The 20,411-nt window shown below is 65.5% G+C and carries 15 protein-coding genes and 3 tRNA genes; 3 read left to right on the top strand and 15 right to left on the bottom strand.

Features of this window, described 5'->3' with window-relative positions; translation table 11 throughout:
- Positions 1-19: 19 nt before the first annotated feature.
- From ABKS89_RS20905 to ABKS89_RS20935, 7 genes are all read right to left on the bottom strand, one after another.
- The gene (locus tag ABKS89_RS20905) at positions 20-1,987 is read right to left on the bottom strand and encodes a DUF1302 domain-containing protein (protein ID WP_138214992.1); all 1,968 of its coding nucleotides are present in this window, start codon (positions 1,985-1,987) and stop codon (positions 20-22) included.
- A 488-nt stretch (positions 1,988-2,475) separates the two neighbouring features.
- A complete protein-coding gene (gene pepN / locus ABKS89_RS20910; RefSeq protein ID WP_348586911.1) occupies positions 2,476-5,133 on the bottom strand; it encodes an aminopeptidase N in 2,658 nt (885 codons plus the stop codon).
- Positions 5,134-5,294: 161 nt separating this feature from the next.
- Positions 5,295-6,122 carry a DUF2797 domain-containing protein gene (locus ABKS89_RS20915; RefSeq protein ID WP_348586913.1) on the bottom strand — a complete coding sequence of 276 codons (828 nt, stop codon included), beginning with the start codon at positions 6,120-6,122 and terminating at the stop codon, positions 5,295-5,297.
- A 13-nt stretch (positions 6,123-6,135) separates the two neighbouring features.
- Positions 6,136-6,396: a YeaC family protein gene (locus ABKS89_RS20920; RefSeq protein ID WP_138214994.1), complete on the bottom strand. Its 261-nt coding sequence runs from the start codon at positions 6,394-6,396 to the stop codon at positions 6,136-6,138.
- A gap of 246 nt (positions 6,397-6,642) precedes the next feature.
- The gene (locus tag ABKS89_RS20925; protein WP_518301055.1) at positions 6,643-7,491 is read right to left on the bottom strand and encodes a rhomboid family intramembrane serine protease; all 849 of its coding nucleotides are present in this window, start codon (positions 7,489-7,491) and stop codon (positions 6,643-6,645) included.
- Positions 7,492-7,505: 14 nt separating this feature from the next.
- Positions 7,506-8,486: a metallophosphoesterase gene (locus tag ABKS89_RS20930; RefSeq protein ID WP_348586917.1), complete on the bottom strand. Its 981-nt coding sequence runs from the start codon at positions 8,484-8,486 to the stop codon at positions 7,506-7,508.
- Positions 8,486-9,373: an NAD(+) kinase gene (locus ABKS89_RS20935; protein ID WP_017519352.1), complete on the bottom strand. Its 888-nt coding sequence runs from the start codon at positions 9,371-9,373 to the stop codon at positions 8,486-8,488. The genes ABKS89_RS20930 and ABKS89_RS20935 overlap by 1 nt, the downstream gene beginning before the upstream one ends.
- Positions 9,374-9,485: 112 nt before the next feature.
- Here ABKS89_RS20935 and ABKS89_RS20940 point away from each other — a divergent pair, with 112 nt between their 5' ends.
- Positions 9,486-10,424 (top strand): DUF1853 family protein, encoded by a 939-nt coding sequence (locus ABKS89_RS20940; protein ID WP_348586919.1) that lies wholly within the window; start codon positions 9,486-9,488, stop codon positions 10,422-10,424.
- Here the strand turns inward: ABKS89_RS20940 and ABKS89_RS20945 are convergent.
- The 3 genes from ABKS89_RS20945 to ABKS89_RS20955 form a co-directional block, all read right to left on the bottom strand.
- Complete coding sequence (locus ABKS89_RS20945) at positions 10,412-11,356, bottom strand: 1-aminocyclopropane-1-carboxylate deaminase/D-cysteine desulfhydrase (RefSeq protein ID WP_348586921.1); 945 nt, start codon at positions 11,354-11,356, stop codon at positions 10,412-10,414. The genes ABKS89_RS20940 and ABKS89_RS20945 overlap by 13 nt on opposite strands.
- Before the next feature lie 10 nt (positions 11,357-11,366).
- A complete protein-coding gene (locus tag ABKS89_RS20950) occupies positions 11,367-12,827 on the bottom strand; it encodes a coiled-coil domain-containing protein (protein WP_348586923.1) in 1,461 nt (486 codons plus the stop codon).
- 272 nt (positions 12,828-13,099) lie between these two features.
- Positions 13,100-15,133 carry an oxidoreductase gene (locus tag ABKS89_RS20955; RefSeq protein WP_348586925.1) on the bottom strand — a complete coding sequence of 678 codons (2,034 nt, stop codon included), beginning with the start codon at positions 15,131-15,133 and terminating at the stop codon, positions 13,100-13,102.
- 208 nt (positions 15,134-15,341) lie between these two features.
- On the opposite strand from ABKS89_RS20955, the gene ABKS89_RS20960 reads away from it, so the two are divergent.
- Both ABKS89_RS20960 and ABKS89_RS20965 read left to right on the top strand, forming a co-directional pair.
- Positions 15,342-16,460: a carbon-nitrogen hydrolase family protein gene (locus ABKS89_RS20960; RefSeq protein WP_348586927.1), complete on the top strand. Its 1,119-nt coding sequence runs from the start codon at positions 15,342-15,344 to the stop codon at positions 16,458-16,460.
- Positions 16,457-17,494, top strand: a complete 1,038-nt coding sequence (locus ABKS89_RS20965; protein WP_348586929.1) for an AraC family transcriptional regulator — start codon at positions 16,457-16,459, stop codon at positions 17,492-17,494. Before ABKS89_RS20960 ends, ABKS89_RS20965 begins: the two co-directional genes overlap by 4 nt.
- A gap of 252 nt (positions 17,495-17,746) precedes the next feature.
- On the opposite strand, the gene ABKS89_RS20970 is transcribed toward ABKS89_RS20965, so the two are convergent.
- From ABKS89_RS20970 to ABKS89_RS20990, 5 genes are all read right to left on the bottom strand, one after another.
- A tRNA-Asp gene (locus tag ABKS89_RS20970) sits at positions 17,747-17,823 on the bottom strand.
- A 96-nt stretch (positions 17,824-17,919) separates the two neighbouring features.
- Positions 17,920-17,996, bottom strand: a tRNA-Asp gene (locus ABKS89_RS20975).
- Positions 17,997-18,012: 16 nt separating this feature from the next.
- A tRNA-Val gene (locus tag ABKS89_RS20980) sits at positions 18,013-18,088 on the bottom strand.
- Positions 18,089-18,424: 336 nt separating this feature from the next.
- Entirely contained in the window at positions 18,425-19,183 is a 759-nt protein-coding gene (locus tag ABKS89_RS20985; RefSeq protein ID WP_138215460.1) for an SDR family oxidoreductase, read from the bottom strand.
- 5 nt (positions 19,184-19,188) lie between these two features.
- The gene (locus ABKS89_RS20990; RefSeq protein WP_348586931.1) at positions 19,189-20,400 is read right to left on the bottom strand and encodes an O-succinylhomoserine sulfhydrylase; all 1,212 of its coding nucleotides are present in this window, start codon (positions 20,398-20,400) and stop codon (positions 19,189-19,191) included.
- Between the last annotated feature and the right edge of the window lie 11 nt (positions 20,401-20,411).

Below are 20,411 nucleotides of genomic sequence, written 5' to 3' on the forward strand. Positions count from 1 at the left end.
TTCATAGGATCTGTTTTCGTTAGAACGAGTACTTGACGTTGAAGCCCACGTTGTCGCGGTCGCGTGCGGCGTTGTTCTGCCCGGCGCCGTAGAACTCGGTGTATTGCAGCTCGGCTTCCAGGGCGTTCAGGTAGGTAGCCTTGACGCCCAGGGTGTAGGCCTTGCGGCCTTCGATGAAGTTGCCGGTCTGGTAGGAGTTGCCTTCGAAGTCGTCCTTGTAGACGGCGTAGGGCGAGATGTTCACGCCGGCGAAGACGTCGTTCCAGGTACCCGACAGCAGCAGGGTGTAGCCGTAGGCGTTCTTGTTCACCTGATCGTCGCGGTCGTAGCCGGAGATGTAGGCGCCGTTGCTGCGGCCGGAGTAGTAGCGGGTCGAACCGTCGTAGGCGGTGTACTGCAGGTTGCTGCCGCGCAGGTGCTCGGAAGCCAGCTCCGCCACGCCCATCAGCGAGTCGAAGGACAGCGACGGGCCGAAGTTGTAGATGGTGCCCAGCGAGGTGTTGAAGGCCTCGACACGCTCGTAGTTGTGGATCTGGTCGCTCATCGAGACCTGACCACCACCGATGTTCACGCTCTTCCCGCTGGCCAGCCCCGGAGCCTGGACCAGCAGGTCGCCGAGCAGGTCGTTGGTGGTAGCGATGCCGATCGGCAGGTTCGGGCGGTAGGCCAGCTCACCGAACACCGAGGCGTCGCCCACGGTGGTGTTGAAGCTGAGGCCGTACATGCGGATGTTCTCGACGTACTCGCGGCGGGCGTTGACCTGGTTGGCCACGTCCACGGAGGTTGCGCCGTTGACCAGGCTCAGCACCTGGCCTGCCAGGGCGTTGCCGCCGCCTGCCGCGCTCACCAGCTGGTCGTAGGAGCTGAAGCCACCAATGCCGGCCAGCTGGTCGAGGTTCACGCCGGCGTAATCGCTGTTCAGGTCGGCGTAGATGGTCGGTTCTTTCGAGTGGTAGTTCACGAAGTAGAAGCCGAACTCGGTGGAGTTCAGTTCTTCGGCCACGTAGTGGAAGGCCACGCCGAACTGACCATCGTTCTTGGCGTTGATGTCCTTGCCGACGTTGGCGACCTTGAACACGCCATTGGAGTCCAGGTAGCTGGTGCCCTGCAGGCCGCCCACATGGGCTGCGGACAGCTGCGGGTAGAGGGTCTGGAACAGCGGGTTGGAGAGCGCGCCCACGGTGGTGTAGGCGGTGTTGCCGCCGTCGGCGAACAGGTCGGTCTCGGAGAAGAAGGTGCCGACCGGGTCGATACGGGTCTCTTTCCAGTTCCACTGGTAGAAGGCGTCCATCGACAGGTTGTCGGTCAGGCCGATGTTGAAGCTCGCGGCTTCAACCGGCATCAGCACTTCCTTCAGCTCGGAGCCCGGCAGGCGGAACTTCGCGGCGTCCACCGGGTTGGTGGTGTTGACGCCACCGCGGTAGAAGATGCCCTCGCCCCAGTTGAACACCTGGCGACCCAGGCGCGCGGTCAGCGGGTGATCGGCCACGTCCCAGTTGCCATAGACGTAGGCATCGAGGATCTCGGCGCGGTTGCCGGCGGCGTCGCGGGTCTCGCTGGTGAAGCGGTCGCTGTTGGGGTAGGTCTGGCTCGGCTGCGCCGGATGGTTGTTGTCGTAGTAGTCGTTGCGCTTGTCCATGATCTGGGTGTCATAGAAAGCCGAGCCACGTACGAACAGGCCGTAGTTCTTGTAGGTCGCTTCCAGGTCGGAAGTGATCTTGTACACCTCGGAAACCAGGCCGGTATCGAAGTTGCGGTTGCCGTCGTTGCCGTTGATGTCGTTGTTGGTCTTGTCCTGACCCTGTACACGCCACAGCGAGCCGTAGGAAACGGTACTGTCCAGCGAGCCGCTCACCTCGTTGTCGAGGAAGCTGAACTCCACGGCGGTCGCCGGGGCGGACATCAGCAGAGGCAGGATGCCTGCCAGGGCGAAGCCCGCACGAGCAGGCGCATAACGCAAGACGGGCTTGCGAACTGGGATTTCCATTAGGACTCACTCCATGGACTGATCATTCTTTGGCGGTGCCGCCACTGCGGGCGGTTCACCGTTTTCAGCCGTTATTCCACGGCCTTGTTGTCGTCGATCTGAAGGAAACTCCCCCAAGGTGCTCGACATGCCTCCCGCCCCATCGGACGGGCAAAGGCTAAGCGGGGTCCGTCGGTGCAACCCCAGTGCCAAGAGCACCGATGTATCCGGTTCTGCTTACAAAAAATAAAGAATCTGCGCGCTACTTTTTGTGACTGGTCGTTCACTGATCAAATCAAGTGGCCGATTGCGCCATTTGCCATCCCTGATGGCGCAATCGGCCCCTGAAGGCGCGACGCAGACACATCGGAGTTTTTCGCCCAATATCACAAAGCGATAAGAATGCTATCGGTTAATTTCGATAGGTAACAAAAAGGTGTTACCAACAAAAGTTGGTAACACCTTTTCGAAAGTGCAGTGCGCCCCTGGGAGGGGGCGCGGCGGGTGTGTTACGCGAGGCTCTTGCTGACTACTTCGTATACATCGCTGGACAGCTCGCCGGACGCGAGGATGCGTTCCAGCTCGGCTTTCATCAACGCCTGACGCGCCGGCGCGTACTTGCGCCAGCGGGTCAGCGGGGTCAGCAGGCGCGAGGCGATCTGCGGGTTGAGCGCATTGAGGGTGATGATCTGGTCGGCCAGGAAACGGTAGCCGGCGCCGTCCGCGCGATGGAAGTTCACCGCGTTCTGGTTGGCGAAGGCGCCGATCAGCGCGCGGATCTTGTTCGGGTTCTTCAGGGTGAAGGCCGCATGGCCCATCAGCGCCTGCACACGCTCCAGCCCGCCCGGCAGGGTGCAGCCGGCCTGGACGCTGAACCACTGGTCCATCACCAGCGGATCTTCCTTGAAGTAGTCGGCGAACATCGACAGCGCTTCGGCCTTCTCATTATCGAAGGAAGAATTGACCAGCACGGCCAGCGCGGTCAGGCGCTCGGTCATGTTGTCGCAATCCTTGTACTGCTCCTGGCAGGCGGCGAGCACTTCGGCCTTGCCGCTCTGCATGAGGTAGGACAGCGCGATGTTCTGCAGGCTGCGGCGGGCGATGTGCGAGGCTTCGGCAACATAGGCGGTCTCGCGGGACTGCTTGCGGTTGGCCTGGTAGCGCTCCCACAGCTGCTCGTGCAGCGCCGCACCGATCTGCTGGCGGGCGAACTCGCGGGCGGCGTGGATGGCCTCGACGTCAGCCACTTCGCTGATCTCGGTGAGGTACGCCTCGCTGGGCAGCGAGAGCATCTCGGCGACCATGGCCTGGTCCAGACCGGTGTCGAGCAGCAAGGTGCGGAAGGCGGTGATCAGGCGATCATCCAGGACAAGCTGCTCGCCACGCTGGTGCTGCCCGATCAGCTCCTGCAGGACCTGCACGGAGAGCTGTTGGCCGGCTTCCCAGCGATTGAAGCCGTCCTCGTCGTGCTGCATGAGGAACATCAGCTGGTCGCGGTTGTACGGGAAGCTCAGCTTCACCGGCGCGGAGAAGCCACGCAGCAGCGACGGCAGCGGCTTCTCGGCGAGGCCGACGAAGGTAAAGGACTGCTCGGCCTCGGTGACCTGCAGCACACGATCGCTGCCATGGCCGTGCTCTTCGCCCTGCAGACGCAGCGACAGGGCGTTGCCCAGCTTGTCGATCAGGCCCATCTGCACCGGGATGACGAAGGGCTGCTTCTCGCTCTGCCCCGGTGTGGCCGGGCAGCTCTGGCGGAAGGTCAGGGTGTAGCTCTGCGCCGCAGCGTCGAAGCTCTCCTCTACCGCCAGGCGCGGGGTGCCGGACTGGCTGTACCAGCGCTTGAACTGGGTCAGGTCGACGCCGTTGGCGTCCTCCATGGCCTTGACGAAGTCGTCGCAGGTCACGGCCTGGCCGTCATGGCGCTCGAAGTACAGGTCGGTGCCCTTGCGGAAGCCGTCGGCGCCCAGCAGGGTGTGGATCATGCGCACCACTTCCGAACCCTTCTCGTAGACGGTCAGGGTGTAGAAGTTGGAAATCTCGATGAAGGAATCCGGGCGCACCGGGTGCGCCATGGGGCCGGCGTCCTCGGCGAACTGGTTGGTGCGCAGGAAGGCCACGTCCTCGACGCGCTTGACGGTGCGCGAGTTCATGTCGGCGGAGAACTCGCTGTCGCGGAACACGGTGAAGCCTTCCTTGAGCGACAGCTGGAACCAGTCGCGGCAGGTCACGCGGTTGCCCGACCAGTTGTGGAAGTACTCGTGGGCGACGACGCCTTCGACGCGCTGGTGCGCGGCGTCGGTGGCTGTCTCGGCCTTGGCCAGCACGCAGCTGGAGTTGAAGATGTTGAGGCCCTTGTTCTCCATGGCGCCCATGTTGAAGTCGTTGACCGCGACGATCATGAAGATGTCCAGGTCGTACTCGCGGCCGTAGACCTTCTCGTCCCAGCGCATCGAGTTCTTCAGGCTGTCCATGGCGTGCTGGACCTTGTCGATGTTCTCCGGCTCGACATAGATGCGCAGGGTGACTTCGCGCTCGCTCATGGTGGTGAACTGGTCTTCCACGCACCAGAGGTCACCGGCGACCAGGGCGAACAGGTAGGCCGGCTTCTTGAACGGGTCCTGCCAGGTCGCCCAGTGGCGGCCGCCCTCTTCCGAGCCACTGGCCACCGGGTTGCCATTGGACAGCAGCACCGGGTACTGGTGCTGTTCGGCCGACAGCGTGGTGGTGAAGCTGCTCATCACGTCCGGGCGGTCGAGGTAGTAGGTGATCTTGCGGAAGCCTTCGGCTTCGCACTGGGTGCAGAACATCTTGCCGGACTTGTACAGGCCTTCCAGCGCGGTGTTGCTTTCCGGGTGGATGCGCACGGTGCTGTCGACGGTGAAGGTCTTCGCCGTCGGCTGCAGGGTCAGGTGGTTCTCGTCCTGCTGGTACTGGCCGGCTTCGAGGGTCTGGTCGTCCAGCGCCACCGACAGCAGCTCCAGCTGCTGGCCGTCGAGCACCAGCGGCGGCAGGCCGTCACCGCGCTCCGGGTTGCGGCGCATCACCAGCTGGGCGTGGACCAGGGTGTGGTCCTCGTACAGCTCGAAGGTCAGGTTGGTCTCGTCGATCAGGTACTCGGGCGCCTGATAATCCTTGAGGTAGATGACTTTCGGTTGCTCGGTACGCATGGCTTTTGGCCCCTTGGAAGGCGGCAGGCAGGGTGGGCCGGCCGGAGGAATACTGACTCTAGCGATTGGGAACGGCGCGGGCGAGTCGCAAGACGCATCTATCCGTAGATGCGTCTCTCACTAGATGCGAGCTCTGGGCCGAAAATTCAATGCAGGTGCGATCAGGCGCTGATGGCCAGCTGGTACGCGGTGAACTTGCGCACGTTGATCACGCCGGTATCGAAGATCAGGTACTGGCCCTTGATACCCTGCAGGGTACCCTCGACCACCGGCGTCTTGTCCAGATCGAAGCTGGTGATCTTGGCCAGGTAGGCCTCCACCGGGTAGCTGATCTCGATGGGTTGCATGTCGATCACCGGCTGGATCGCCTGCAGGCCGAAGCGCTGCTGCAGGGCGACGATGCCCTCGGCGCAGGCGTCGAATATCTGCTCGCGGATGGCTACCAGGTCCAGCGGTTCGGCCTCGCCCTTGAGCAGTGCGCGCCAGTTGGTGCGGTCGGTGACCTGGCTGCGCAGCAGGTCCTCGACGAAGCCGGACTGCTGGCGGGTCGCCACGCGCATGATCGGCAGCGCCTGGCGCGCGCCCTGGTCGATCCAGCGGGTCGGCACCTGGGTGGCGCGGGTGATGCCCACCTTGGCTCCCGAGGAGTTGGCCAGGTAGACCACGTGGTCGGTCATGCAGAAGCGCTCGCCCCACTCCGGTTCGCGGCAGGAGCCGTCGTCGTAGTGGCACTTCTCCGGGCTCATGATGCAGCTGTCGCATTGCGCCAGCTTGGTGAAGCACGGGTAGCAATAGCCCTGGGCGAAGCTCTTCTTGGTCTTGCGCCCGCAATGGCAGCAGTTGATCTCGCCCAGGTACTCCAGGCGCACGGTCTTGCCGATCAGCGGGTTTACCGCGACTTCCTTCTCGCCGAGGCGAAAGGCGTACTGCACGGGGTTTTCCAGGCGCGCCGACATCTTGCTCAGGGCGCCGCGTCCAATCTCTTCCATCAAAACCCTGCCATCAGTGCAGCGAATTGGAGGAGAAGAGGATGTTCGGGATCGGCTCGGCGTGTGACTCGCAGGCCTGCGGGCCCATGTAGCCGGTACGCTGGTCCTCGGGAAGGTTGTCCATCTCCCAGGCGATCATGGCCTGCAGCGACAGCTCCTTCTGTTCCACGGACAGCTTGCGGCCGTCGGGCCATTTGCCGATTTCCACGGCCAGCTTGAGGCTCTCGTAGATTTCGGGGGTGATGTTCTCGATCATTTCGGCGAAGGACGACATGGGCCGGCTCCTGCAGGGGAAAAACGAAGCCGGCATTCTACCGGGCGAAAGCCTTGCGCGCACGAACGCCGGTCAATCGGTTGCGCGGCTCCCGTTCATCCAGGGGGCGCTTTCGTAGGATGGCGTGGAGCGAAGCGATACCCATCGATCCCAGCACCGACAGCATGGGTATCGCCTAGGCTCCACCCATCCTACGAAGTCGCCAGCCGGCAAGGATCGGCCGATGATGAGACGCCGCAATGCGGCTCAGCGCGCCGCGCGCCGAGCCAACAGCCCGCCAAACAGCCCGCTCAGGCAACCCGCCACCAGCCCGCCGACGTGGGCGCCGTTGGCGATGGAGCCGAAGCCGAGCAGGTCGATCACGCCCGACAGGCACACCAGCAGCCAGATCAGCATCATTGCCACCACGCCTTTGGGCAGGTGGTAGGCCGGCGTCGGCGCCATGCGCTGGAATATCCAGCAGTGGCCAAGCAGCCCGTAGAGCACGCCGGACAGGCCACCGAACAGGCTCGGCCCGCTGACGCCGTACTGCACCAGGTTCGACACCAGGCCGAAGCCCAGGCTCAGCCCCAGCAGCATCCAGGCGCCCTGGCGATACTCGATGCGCCGGCCCAGCTCCCAGTACCACATGGCATTCATCGCCAGATGCAGCCAGCCGAAGTGGATCAGCATGGGCGTGAACAGGCGCCACCACTGCCCCTGCGCCAGCGAGTCGGACAGCGGATAGAACAGCGCGCGATCCTCGCCGACCATCTGGAAATTCTGGAAGGTGAACCAGCGCAGCGTCTCGGGCGAAGTGCCCAGCAGGGTGATGGCGGCCACCACGAAGGTCACCAGCAGCACCGCCGCCGTCATGCGGCTGACCTTCAGTTGCTGGACGAAACCCGGCCCGCCGCGCTGGGGCTCGGCATGTACGGTGAATTCGGGATCGCCCTGTGGATAACGCTGGTACAGGCTGCGCACTTGCTCGGCCAGCTGGGAATTGGGCACCCAGAGCACCTGCTCACCGGACTCCTCGCTGACCCGGAACGGCACGTTCAGCCGCTGCAGCAGGGTGACGAACTGCCCCAGGTCGACCGCCGCCGGCAACCGCATCGCTTCAATTGCGCTCACTCATCGCCCTCCGGACGCTTCACATCCACCCAAACGAACTTGTTGCGGTCCAGCCGCGTTTCCTCGTCCAGCCGGTAGGCCGCGAGCTTGCCGTACATCACCGCGCTGTAGTCCAGGCAGGCGAGGTTCGGGCGGATCGGCGCCGGGGTGCCGCGCCGCCAGTAGTGGCCGACGAACAGCAGCGGCTCATCGGCGCCGTAGGTCAGCAGGCGCGACTTCTGTTCCTCGCTCAGGCGCTCGCTGGCCACTTCGTCGGGCAGCGCGTCGGGCTGGAACACGATGTCGCCGTAGGTTTCCGGCGCGCGGTCTTCTTCCCAGAACTTGGTGCGGAAGAAGGCGCGGGTGAAGCCGTCGCTGCCGGTCAGCGTCAGGCCGTTGGGCAGGCGCATGTCGGTGCCGCGCAGCAGGCGGTCGCAGGCCTGCTGGGCAAAGCTGCCCGGCTCGGCGGTGGCCATGAGGAAGGCTTCGTCGATGCGCCCGTCGGGGAACTGCTGGCGCAGGGCGTCGATCACGTCGTGGTCCCAGCAGGCGTGGACCATGCGGAAACGCCCGGAATCGAGAAACAGCGGCATCTCCTGGAACCAGCCGAGGAAGTCGCGCCAGTCCGCCGGGTGCCCTTCGAACTGCTCCAGCGTCTCGCGGATCAGCCTGGCGTGGCGCGGCGTGTGCTCGCGCACGTACTGGCGGCCGCTGCCCGGCGCGGCAGGCGTGGACCAGCCGAGGGCGTTGAACTCGTGGTTGCCCATGATGCACAGCGCCTCACCGGCGGCGACCATGTCGTGCACCCGGTGTAGCGCCTCGCGGATGCGCGGGCCACGGTCGATGAGGTCGCCCAAAAACAGCGCCTGGCGCCGCGCATGTCGCCACACGCCGCCCTGCGAGCGGTAGCCGAGGCGCTCCAGCAGATGGTCGAGGGTATGCGCGCAGCCGTGGATGTCGCCGATCAGGTCGTAGCCGCGTGCGGGGTCGAGTTCCATCACTCGCTGCTCCCGAGGCGGCTGCCCCAGCCCAGCTTGGTCCGGCAGACCTCGTAGTAGTTGTGGTCGATGGGGTGGATCAGGCGCAGCTTCTGCGGCTTCTTGCTTACCGTAACGGTGTCGCCCGGCGCGCAGGTGAAGTGGTTCTGGCCGTCACAGGACACCTGCGGGTAGATCTGCATGTTCGGCGAGACGACGATCTTCAGCTCGCTGTTGCCATCGACCACGATGGGTCGGCTGGACAGCATGTGCGGGTACATCGGCACGACCACGATGGCATCCAGCTTGGGATGCATGATCGGCCCGCCAGCGGATAGCGCGTAGGCGGTGGAGCCGGTCGGGGTGGCGACGATCAGGCCGTCGGCCTTCTGGCTGCAGACGAACTGGCCGTCGATGTACAGCTCGAACTCGATCATCCGCGTGGACTTGCCGGGGTGCAGCACCACGTCGTTCAGCGCGTCGCCCTGGCCGATGGATTCGCCGTGGCGGCGTACCAGCGCGTCGAGCAGGAAGCGGCTCTCGACGATGTACTGGCCGCCGAGGACTTCGGCGACCTTGGTTTCCAGCTCGTCGGGGCGGATATCGGTGAGGAAGCCCAGGCTGCCACGGTTGATCCCCAGCACCGGCACCTTGTGCCGCGCCAGCGCACGTGCGGCGCCGAGCATGCTGCCGTCGCCACCGACCACGATCACCAGGTCGCAGATCTCGCCCATGATCTTCCGCGAGCAGGTCTGCAGGCCGTGGCCCGGCAGGACCTCGGCAATGGTGTCCTCGAGGATCACATGCAGGTGGCGCTCGGTGAGGAATTTCTTCAGCCGACGGATGGTTTCCAGAACCTGGGTGCTGCCCAGGCGGCCGATGATGCCGATATTGCGAAAGGGTTCCATGGGACTCCGGACGGCGTTGCGCTACTCGAATGGCGGAATTATGGGCGAAAGGCGGAAGCAGCGGCAAACCGCAGCGTGGCCGGAGCGAGTCTGTAGCGGCTAGGCTTGGGGCATGACCGACTTCACCACCCTGCTCGACGAGCTGCTGATCGACCTGCGCCAGCCGCAGGTCCGCGACCTCGCCTGGACGCTGCTCTCCCCGCCCCTGCTGCACCCCGGCAGCCCGGCGCTGCGCCACCCGCTGAGCGCCAGTCGCTGGTACACGCAGCCCGAACTGCTGGCTGACTGGCTGCGCGCTCAGGAGCGCTCGCCGGGCGAATTGCTGGCGCAGCTCGAGTCCGCGCCGCACCAGCGCCTGGGCCGCTATTACGAACGCCTCTGGCAATATGCCCTGGCGCGCACGCCGGACCTGCGCCTGCTGGCCGCCAACCTGCCGGTGCGCGACAACGGCCAGACCCTCGGCGAGCTGGACCTGCTGCTGGAGGACGACGACGGCCTGCATCACCTGGAGCTGGCCATCAAGCTCTACCTCGGCCCCAGCGAAGACGGCCCGGACTCCTGGCTCGGGCCGGGCGCCGAAGATCATCTGCTGCGCAAGATCGGGCACTTCTACCAGCACCAGCTGCCGCTCTCCTCCACCGTCGAGGGATTGGCCGTGGTGCGCGAGCACAGTGACGCGGAGCCATCCCCCGGCCTCTGGCTCGGCGGCTACCTGTTCTATTCCTGGCCCACACCCTGCCCGCCGCCAGCGGGGGCCAGCGACAACCACCAGCGCGGCCGCTGGCTGCACCGGCGCACCTGGCCCGCCTACCAGGCACAACAGCCCGACGGCTGGCAGGCGCTGTCCCGCAAGGGCTGGCTATCCCCGGCCGCCGAAGATGAAAGCTGGAGCGCTGAGCGCTTCGCCACCTGGCTGGCAGAACTGCCCGAAGACGGTTTCCCGCAGATGCTGGTGCGCATGGAGTTCCACGAAGGACGCTGGCGGGAGCATGAGCGCCTGTTCCTGGTGGGTGACCGCTGGCCACGGGTGCATAGCGGCTACTCGCGCTGAGCCGCCAGGGTCTTCAATTGCTCATCCAGCGCCCGGCGCCCCTGCAGGCCGCCGCTGTGGATGGCAACGATGCGGGCACCGCGCGCGATGCGCCCCGCCGCGATTTCATCGTGCAGCGCCAGCAGCAACTTCCCGGTGTACAGCGGCTCCAGCGGCACGCCGCACTCGGCTTCAGTCGCCTGGATGAAGCGAGCCAGCGTCGCGTCGATCCGCGCGAAGCCCCCACGGCTGGCATCCAGCAAACGGTATCCGGCATCGCTGGAGCCACCCTCCCTTAACAGCTCGGGCACCTGTGTTTCGATACCGTGCCCCGGCGGCACCGCCATGGCGCCGACCACCGGATGCGCTCCACCCTCGCCGAGCACCAGGCCGGCCAGGGTCGTGCCAGTGCCGCAGGCCACCCAGAGCTGCTGATAGTCATCCCAGCCGAGAGCACCGAGTTGCCCGCGAATCTGCGCAATCAACGGCGAGCAGCCCTGCGCACCGGCAAGCCCGCCGCCGCCTTCGGCCACAGCGAGCAACCGGGGATGGCGCTCGCGCCAGGGAGTCCAGAAATCCGCTTCGTGACGCCGGCGATAGCCGCCGTAGCCAAGCCAGTGGAGCTGCATGCCGAGCTGGCGCAGGTCGGCCGCTGTGGGATTGTCCTGCTCGTCTCCGCGCAGCAATCCGACGGTCTCGAAGCCGAAGCGCGCGCCGGCTGCCGCGACCGCATGCAGGTGATTGGAATGAGCGCCGCCCAGGGTCATCACACCGTTCAGGCCCAGGTCGGCGGCTTGCTGGAGATAAGTGGCGAGCTTGAACCACTTGTTGCCGGAGACCAGCGTGTCCACGAGGTCCAGGCGCAACAACGCCAGCTCGACGCCGGCGCGGTCGAGCCAATCCAGGTGGACGCGTTGCAGGGGGGCTTCGGGGCGCCAGTCGGGGAACCGCACGGCGCCCCGGTCAGCCGGTAGTGACGCTGCGCAGTCGGCCGGCAGTCTTGTGCCGGGAACAGCAGTTGCTGTCGCCTTCGACGAAGCGGCCGGGAGTTTCCACGCGGTCGATGGGCATGGCGCAGCGCTCGCCGTTGGACAGCCGTCCTTCGCAGGCGGGTTGCTGGTAATGGGCGAGCCAGCTGCGGTACTGGTCTTCGGCGACGAAGCACTTGGCCGCGGCGTAGGCCATGGGGTTTTCCTGGTAACGGGCGACATCCTGCAGCGACAGGGTCAGATGACCGGCGCCTGGATGGTACACCACGAAGATCACCCCCATGCCGGCCAGGCGCTCCAGCATCGAGCCATCGGCCGCCTTGGCCGCCAGCGCATCCAGCTCCAGGCGCAAGCCCTCGGCGCCCTGCTGCAGTTGCCCGGCGAGCTCGCGCAACTGGGCGGTTTCCTCGTGCAGTTGCTCGGCTTCCTTGCGCAGCTGCTGGTTCTCCTGCTTCAGCTGCTGGTCCACTTCGTTGCGGTAGGTCAGCTCGACGTCGCGGACAGAAATCTGCTCCTTGTAGCGAGCCTCCAGGCTGGCCAGGCGGGTGCGCGATTCCTCCTCGATCTGCTGGCGCAGTTGCTCCAGCTCGTCGCGGCCGCTTTCTTCGATATGACGCAACTGGGCGGTCAGCTCCTCGCGTCCGCGCTGGAAGCCATTGGCCTGGCCATCCAGTTCACGGCGCAGGCCGGCGTTGATCTCTTCCTCGCGCTTCAGGCCTTCGCGCAGTGCGGCGAGTTCGGCCTGCAGCACCTTGACCTGCTCCTGCGCACTGAGCTTCAGGCGACTGAGTTCCTGTTCGTGCTGCTGGCTGATCTGCGACAGGCGGGTTTCATGCTGACCGAGCAGCGCGGCGGTCTTCTGCTGGTGCTCTTCGAGCAGCGCGCGGGCGAGCTTTTCGGCCTCCTCGCGGGACTCCTCGGCAGGCGCATACCACTGGTGTTCGTCAGCCATCTGCAGGCGCGCAAGCTCCACGGCAGCAGGCTCTTCTTCCACCAGCATGCCCAGGTTGTTGCGCTTCACTGCTTCACGCAGTTGCACCAGATGGTTCTGCGCGGCTTCCAGGGTCGGGTCCCACAGGTGCATCTGGTGCCAGGACACCGGGCACTGGCTGCGGCAGGCCAGGCGGATAGGCCCGGCGCCCATGTCGGGGCCACGACCGGCGCGGTCGGCCAGGTTGCGCAGCGGCAGGTTCCAGCCTCTGTCGGCTTCGCCCTTTTCGTCGAAGTCCAGATAGAAGAACACCACCGCCTTGACCAGCAGACGCGGGTTGATCAGCACATAGGCGAGCTGCATCTGCTGATCGGCGTATTCCGGCATCTGCACGACGTTGTCGAGCAGCGCCTCGAATTCGGGGTAGAGCATTTCCCTGCAGACGCCGCGGTCATTGAAGAAGACCACGGCTTCCACCATTTGAGGCTTCTTCTGCATGCTCATCGATTGACCTCTGGGCTGGTGCGGGAGGAAGTCTGAAAAAAAGGGTCTGTCAGAAATGCAGCACCCAGACAGCGGGAAAATCCCGACATCCGAGCAAGTCTAGGGGAATTAATGTCGCAGGCAATGTGACTCGGTTGGCACCCGCCCCGGCGCTCGGGCCAGGCGGTTAACCGGCTGGAGAATTATGTGACGCGGTTGGATTTTTGGAGGGATATCCGGGCCCGGAAGGGAACTTTTCCGGGCCCGGCTTTGTGATCCTGGTCTCAGCCGAATCAGATTTCAGCGGCCAGGCGCGAGCCCTGGTTGATGGCACGCTTGGCGTCCAGCTCCGCAGCCACGTCGGCGCCGCCGATCAGGTGCACGCTCTGGCCGGCAGCGACCAGGCCGTCGTGCAGTTCGCGCAGCGGGTCCTGGCCGGCGCAGACGACCACGGTGTCCACCGGCAGCACCTGCGGCTCGCCGCCGGCGATGCTGATGTGCAGGCCATCGTTGTCGACCTTGAGGTACTCGACGCTGTTGAGCATCTGTACCTGCTTGTTCTTCAGGCCGGTACGGTGGATCCAGCCGGTGGTCTTGCCCAGGCCGTCACCGACCTTGGACTTCTTGCGCTGCAGCAGGAACACCTGGCGCGCCGCGGCGTGCGGATGCGCCTGGATACCGGCGATGCCGCCACGGGCATCCAGGTTCTCGTCGATACCCCACTCCTGCCAGAAGGCATGGCGGTCCAGGCTGGTGGATTCGCCAGCGTGGGTGATGTACTCGGAGACGTCGAAGCCGATGCCGCCGGCGCCGATCACCGCCGCGCTGTTGCCGACCGGTTTGCGCTCGAGGATGGCGTCCAGGTAGCTGATCACCTTGGCGTTCTCGATGCCGGGAATGGCCGGGGTGCGCGGCACGATGCCGGTGGCGAGGATGACCTCGTCGAAGCCGCCCTTGACCAGGTCGTCGACGCTGACGCGGGTATTCAGCTGCAGGTTCACGCCGGTGGTTTCCACCTTGCGCTTGAAGTAGCGCAGGGTCTCGTAGAACTCTTCCTTGCCCGGCACGCGCTTGGCGACGTTGAACTGGCCGCCGATCTCGCCGGCGGCGTCGAACAGGGTCACCTCGTGGCCACGCTCGGCCGCCACGGTGGCGGCGGACAGGCCGGCAGGGCCGGCGCCGACCACGGCGATCTTCTTCACGTGGGTGGTCGGGATGTAGTTCAGCTCGGTTTCATGGCAGGCACGCGGGTTCACCAGGCAGCTGGTCAGCTTGCCGCCGAAGGTGTGGTCCAGGCAGGCCTGGTTGCAGCCGATGCAGGTGTTGATCTCATCGGCACGGCCTTCGGCAGCCTTGTTGACGAAGTCCGGGTCAGCCAGGAACGGACGGGCCATGGAGACCATGTCGGCGTCGCCTTCGGCCAGTACCTGCTCGGCAATTTCCGGGGTGTTGATGCGGTTGGTGGTGCACAGCGGGATGTTGACTTCGCCCTTGAGCTTGGCGGTGACCTTGGTGAAGGCCGCGCGCGGCACCTTGGTGGCGATGGTCGGGATGCGCGCTTCGTGCCAGCCGATGCCGGTGTTGATGATGGTCGCGCCGGCCTTTTCGATAGCCTTGGCCAGCAGGACGATCTCGTCCCAGGTGCTGCCGCCTTCCACCAGATCAAGCATCGACAGGCGATAGATGATGATGAAGTTCGGGCCTACGGCCTCACGCACGCGGCGGACGATTTCCACCGGCAGGCGCATGCGGTTCTCGTAGCTGCCGCCCCAGCGGTCGGTGCGGTGGTTGGTGTGGGCGACCAGGAACTGGTTGATGAAGTAACCTTCCGAACCCATGATCTCGACGCCGTCGTAGCCGGCCACCTGGGCCAGGCTCGAGCAGTTGACGAAGTCGGCGATCTGCTTCTCGATGCCCTCTTCATCCAGCTCGCGCGGCTTGAACGGGTTGATCGGCGCCTGGATGGCGCTGGGCGCGACGGACTTGGGGCTGTAGGCGTAGCGGCCGGCGTGGAGGATCTGCATGCAGATCTTGCCGCCCGCCTCGTGCACCGCCTGGGTGACGATCTTGTGCTTCTCGGCTTCTTCGGCGGTGCTCAGCTTGGCCGCGCCGGAATACACGCCGCCCTCCTCGTTCGGACCAATGCCGCCGGTGACCATCAGGCCGACGCCGCCACGGGCGCGCTCGGCGAAGTAGGCCGCCATGCGCTCGAAGCCCTGGGGTTTCTCTTCCAGGCCGGTGTGCATGGAACCCATCAGGGTGCGGTTGCGCAGGGTGGTAAAGCCCAGGTCCAGCGGTGCGAGCAGGTGCGGGTAAGTGGCGGTCATGGTTCCTCCGGCATTCACGATGATGCCGCGCCCTCAGCCTGCGGGGGCGAGGCATGGGGCGCGGTCGGTATGGGGCAGACTCTAAGGAGCGCACCCTCGCCGCTCAATGATCGAAAATGACAAGTTACTGACCAAAGATGACACCCCAGCTTGGCAAGGCCCGGCCCAACCCCTACCCTGTGGTGCATCCCATGAGTACCCGTCCTTTATGCGCAAGCTGATCTTCCTCGTCCTGGTCATCCTCTTCGCCGGTTATGCCGGCTGGGCGGAGCGCCGCCCGGTGGGCCACTACCTGTCCGACCTGCGCAGCGAAGTCTCGCTCAACCAGGGCCAGCCGTCCGAGCGCGGCAACCTGCTGGGCGTGCAGCCGGAGCTGTTCACCCAGGACTACCAGAGTGTCGAGCGCCTGCGCCTGAAGTTCCACGCCTACCTGGCCAAGGCCCGCGACGAGGGGCTGATCAACCCCCGCACCGTGGTCGTCTTCCCCGAGCACATCGGTACCTGGCTGGTGGCTGCCGGCGAGAAGCCCGAGGTCTACCAGACCGAGCACATCGCCGAGGCCATGGAATGGATGGCCGCCAGCAACCCGCTGAAACTGGCGCGCGGCTGGCTCGGCGCCAAGGGTGAGGATCGCATGGCCGACGCCCTGTTCCGCATGAAGGCGGTGGACATGGCCCACGACTACCAGACGCTGTTCGGCTCGCTGGCGAAGGAGTTCGGCGTGACCATCGTCGCCGGCTCCATCGTGCTGCCCAACCCGCGCATCGTCGAAGGGCAGATTCGCACGGGCAACGGCCGCCTCTACAACGTCAGCCTGGTCTTCGGCAGCGACGGCCTGCCGCTGGGCAAGCCGCAGCGCAAGCTGTTCCCCATCGACGACGAGAAAGGCTTCACCCGCGGCGGCGATGCCGACGACCTGCAGGTCCTGCAGACCCCGGCCGGGCGCCTGGGCGTACTGGTCTGCGCCGACAGCTGGTACCCGGCCAGCTATAGCGCGCTGGCCGCGAACAAGCCCGACATCATTGCTGTACCGGCCTTCCTTACCGGCAACGGCAGCTGGAGCAAGCCGTGGAAGGGCTACAACGGCGGCGCGACGCCGAACGACGTGACCCTCAAGCCCGGCGAACTCTCCGAAGGCGAAGCCTGGGAACGCCTGGCGCTGGCCGGCCGTCTCGCTGAGAGCGGCGCGCACGCCGGCATCACTGTGTTCTTCCGTGGCCATCTCTGGGACCTGGGCAGCGACGGTCGCAGCCTGGTCGTGAATGGCGACAGCCATACCCTGGCGCCCGACGGCGTCGGCGCGCGCCTGATCAACCTCTGGCTATGAATCGCCCGACCATGCGTCTCGGCGACCTTTCGGTGGGTTTTGTCCACAGCCTCGCCGACGCGCTGGCGGAAAGCGGCGTCGCCCCGCACCCCCTGCTTCAACAGTACGGACTGGATGCCGCGCGCCTGGGTGAACCCGGCGCGCGCCTGTCGATCCCCCGCTACATGCGCCTCGGCCACGCGGCCATCCAGCAGAGCGGCGACCCCGCCCTCGGCCTGCGCATGGGGCAGCTGAGCCGACCGAGCCAGAGCGGCCTGGCTGGCGTCACCGCGGCCCAGGCACCCAACCTGCGCGCCGCCGCCCGCGCGCTGATCCGCTTCGAGCCGCTCTACGCGCAGAACTACCGTGGCCAGAGCAGCTTCATCGAAGACGCCAGCGGGGCCTGGCTGCGCTTCTACTCCATCAGCCCGTACAACGCCTACAACCGCTTCGTGGTGGATTCGGTGCTGGCCGGCTGGGTGAGCATGCTCGGCAGCATCGGCGCGCAGCCGCTGCGCCCGGAGAAGGTCGCGATCGAGTACCCGGCACCTGCCTGGGCGTCACGTTTCGAGGAAATGCTTGGGTGTCCGGTGGAATTCGGCGCCGAGCACAACCAGCTGCGTCTGGACCAGACAACACTGGCACGCGCCAACCCGGACCACTGCCCGAGCACCTGGCGGCAATTGCTGGATATCTGCGAAAAGGAGCTGGAACAGCTGACCCGCACACGCAGCCTGCGCGAGCGCGTTGCCCAGTTGCTGGGCCCGATGCTCAACGGTCGCGAACCGGACCTGGAAGAAGTGGCCGCAAGGCTCAAGCTGCCGACCTGGACGCTACGCCGCAAGCTGGCCGAGGAAGGCACGCAGTTCCGCAGCATCCTCAACGACACCCGCCGCGACCTGGCGATGATCTACATCCGCGACACCGACCTGGCCTTTGGCGAGATCGCCTACCTGCTCGGCTTCGCCTCCGCCGAGGCCTTCCAGCGCGCCTTCAAGCGCTGGAGCGGACAGACCCCAGGGGAATTCCGCCGCGCCCAGCGTCACAGCGCCTGATTACATCTCCGTGGCGTCGTCGGCCGGCTCCGGCAGATCCTGTTCCACGGCGTGCAACTCCAGCAGCTCTTCCTGATAGTCGTCCATTGGCTCTTCTCCTGACCGTTCGATCCGGTTTTAGCAAAGACCATGGGAAAAAAGCTAGACGGCAAAGGTGAAGGACCTGTGACAGCGTCTTACAGAAGGATTGCTGGAGTTTTTGGATGAAAACGAAAAAACCCCCAGGTATTGCTACCTGAGGGCTTTCGAATATGGCGCAGCGGACGGGACTCGAACCCGCGACCCCCGGCGTGACAGGCCGGTATTCTAACCGACTGAACTACCGCTGCGTGTCGGTTGGACTTTCGTCCGGTACAGCAACCTCCTTGCGCCTGGAGTGAATCACTCGACAAGCCGGTTCGGGGTAAGAACCAAGGAGGGGGAAATGGCGCAGCGGACGGGACTCGAACCCGCGACCCCCGGCGTGACAGGCCGGTATTCTAACCGACTGAACTACCGCTGCGCGTAACTTGCGAGAGTGGTGGGTGATGACGGGATCGAACCGCCGACCCTCTGCTTGTAAGGCAGATGCTCTCCCAGCTGAGCTAATCACCCTTCGTCTCGAAGTGGGGCGCATTCTACAGCCGGCAGAACCTAAGTCAATGCCCTGATTGAAATTTTTTTCATTTCCCGCGAAAAAAATTCGGCGTACAGTCAGCGGCCTCAGGTCCACGCGCAAGTCAGCCTCAGGAAGACTCTACTTCCGCAGGGGTGGAGCTTATCCGCGAAGCTCTTCTTCTTGAGGCGACACATGATGCCAACCTGTAGGAGCGCGCCATGCGCGCGATCGCGGGCATGGCCCGCTCCTACAGGGGAATGCTGTGCCCGACACCGAAGCCAGAAAAGAAAAAGGGCGACCCTCAGGCCGCCCTCCTCTCCCACACTCGACACTCAGTCGAGGTAGATCATCTTGCGTGTCATGCCGCCGTCGATCACCAGCTCCTGGCCAGTGACGAAGCCGGCACTGTCACCGATCAGCCAGGCCACCGCCGAGGCGATATCCTCTACCGTGCCGACACGGCCGACCAGGTGCTGATCATGATCCAGCTCGGTCAGCGGCTCGGCCTCGCGCTCGCGCAGGTCGCGGGCGTCGATCCAGCCCGGGGAAATCGCGTTGACGCGGATATCCGGGCCCAGGCTGCTGGCCAGGGCGTGGGTCAGTGACAGCAGCCCGCCCTTGCTCGCCGCGTAGGCTTCGGAATTCGGCTCGGACTGGTGCGCGCGAGTGGAAGCGATGTTGACGATCGCGCCGCTGTGCGCGCGCAGGTACGGCGCGCAGTGCTTGGCCAGCAGCATCGGGCCGGTGAGGTTCACCGCCAGGGTGCGATTCCACTCGTTCAGGCCCAGGCTTTCCAGCGCCGTGTTGTGCGGTCGGGCGATGGCGGCATTGCTCACCAGCGCGTCGAGGCGGCCGAACTGGCCGATCAGCTCGGCCACGGCGGCAGCGACCTGCCCTTCGCTCGCCACGTCCAGCGCGATGAAGCTGGCGCGCTCCCCGAGCGCCGCAGCCACTTTCGGGCCGCGCTCGCGGTCGATGTCCGCCAGCACCACCTGCCAGCCCTCGGCGACCAGCCAGGCAGCGACGCCCAGGCCAATGCCGTGTGCTGCACCGGTGACCAGCACCACCTGGCCGTTGCCGAGGGCGTCCATCACGCTCACAGCGCCGCCAGGCCTCGCGCCAGGTCGGCCTTGATGTCATCGACATCTTCCAGGCCCACGGCAACGCGGATCAGGTTGTCACGGATGCCGGCGTTCTCGCGCTCCAGCGGCGACAGGCGACCGTGGGAGGTAGTGGCCGGGTGAGCGATGGTGGTCTTGGTGTCGCCCAGGTTGGTGGTGATGGAGATCATCCGGGTGGCGTCGATGCAACGCCAGGCTGCGGCCTTGTCACCCTTCACCTCGAAGCTCACCACCGCGCCGAAGCCCTTCTGCTGACGCTTGGCCAGCTCGTGCTGCGAGTGGCTGGGCAGGCCCGCGTAGTAAACGCGATCCACGCCTGGCTGCTGCTCGAGCCACTCGGCGACCCGTTGCGCCGAGGCGCTGTGGGCCTGCATGCGCACGCGCAGGGTTTCCAGGCCCTTGATGAAGATCCAGGCATTGAACGGGCTGAGTGTCGGGCCTGCGGTACGCAGGAAACCGACGACGGGCTCCATCTGCGCGCGGCGACCGGCGACTACGCCACCCATGGTGCGGCCCTGGCCGTCGATGTACTTGGTCGCGGAGTGGATCACCACATCCGCACCCAGCTTCAGCGGCTGCTGCAGCGCCGGGGTGCAGAAGCAGTTGTCCACCGCCAGCAGCGCGCCCTTGGCATGGGCGATCTCGGCCAGCGCGGCGATGTCCACCAGTTCGGCCAGCGGGTTGGACGGCGATTCGACGAAGAACAGCTTGGTGTTCGGCTTGCAGGCCGCTTCCCAGGCTTTCAGGTCGCTGAGAGGCGGGTAGTCCACCTCGATGCCGAAGCGCTTGAAGTACTTCTCGAACAGGCTGATGGTCGAGCCGAATACGCTGCGCGAGACCAGTACGTGGTCGCCGGCGCTGCACAGGCTCATCACCAGCGAGAGGATGGCCGACATGCCGGTGGACGTGGCCACCGCCTGCTCGGCGCCTTCCAGCGCGGCGATGCGCTCCTCGAAGGTGCGCACCGTGGGGTTGGTGTAGCGCGAGTAGACGTTGCCCGGCACTTCACCGGCGAAACGCGCGGCCGCATCGGCGGCACTGCGGAACACGTAGCTGGAGGTGGTGAACAGGCCTTCGCCGTGTTCAGCCTCCGGGGTGCGGCGTTGCCCGGCGCGCACTGCGAGGGTGTCGAAACCGACGCCCTCCAGGTCGCTGTCCAGCCGGCCGGCTTCCCAATCCTGAGCCATGCCTGCTCTCC

Origin of the sequence: Pseudomonas sp. LABIM340, from assembly GCF_040017195.2 — a bacterium.
Taxonomy (GTDB): domain Bacteria; phylum Pseudomonadota; class Gammaproteobacteria; order Pseudomonadales; family Pseudomonadaceae; genus Pseudomonas.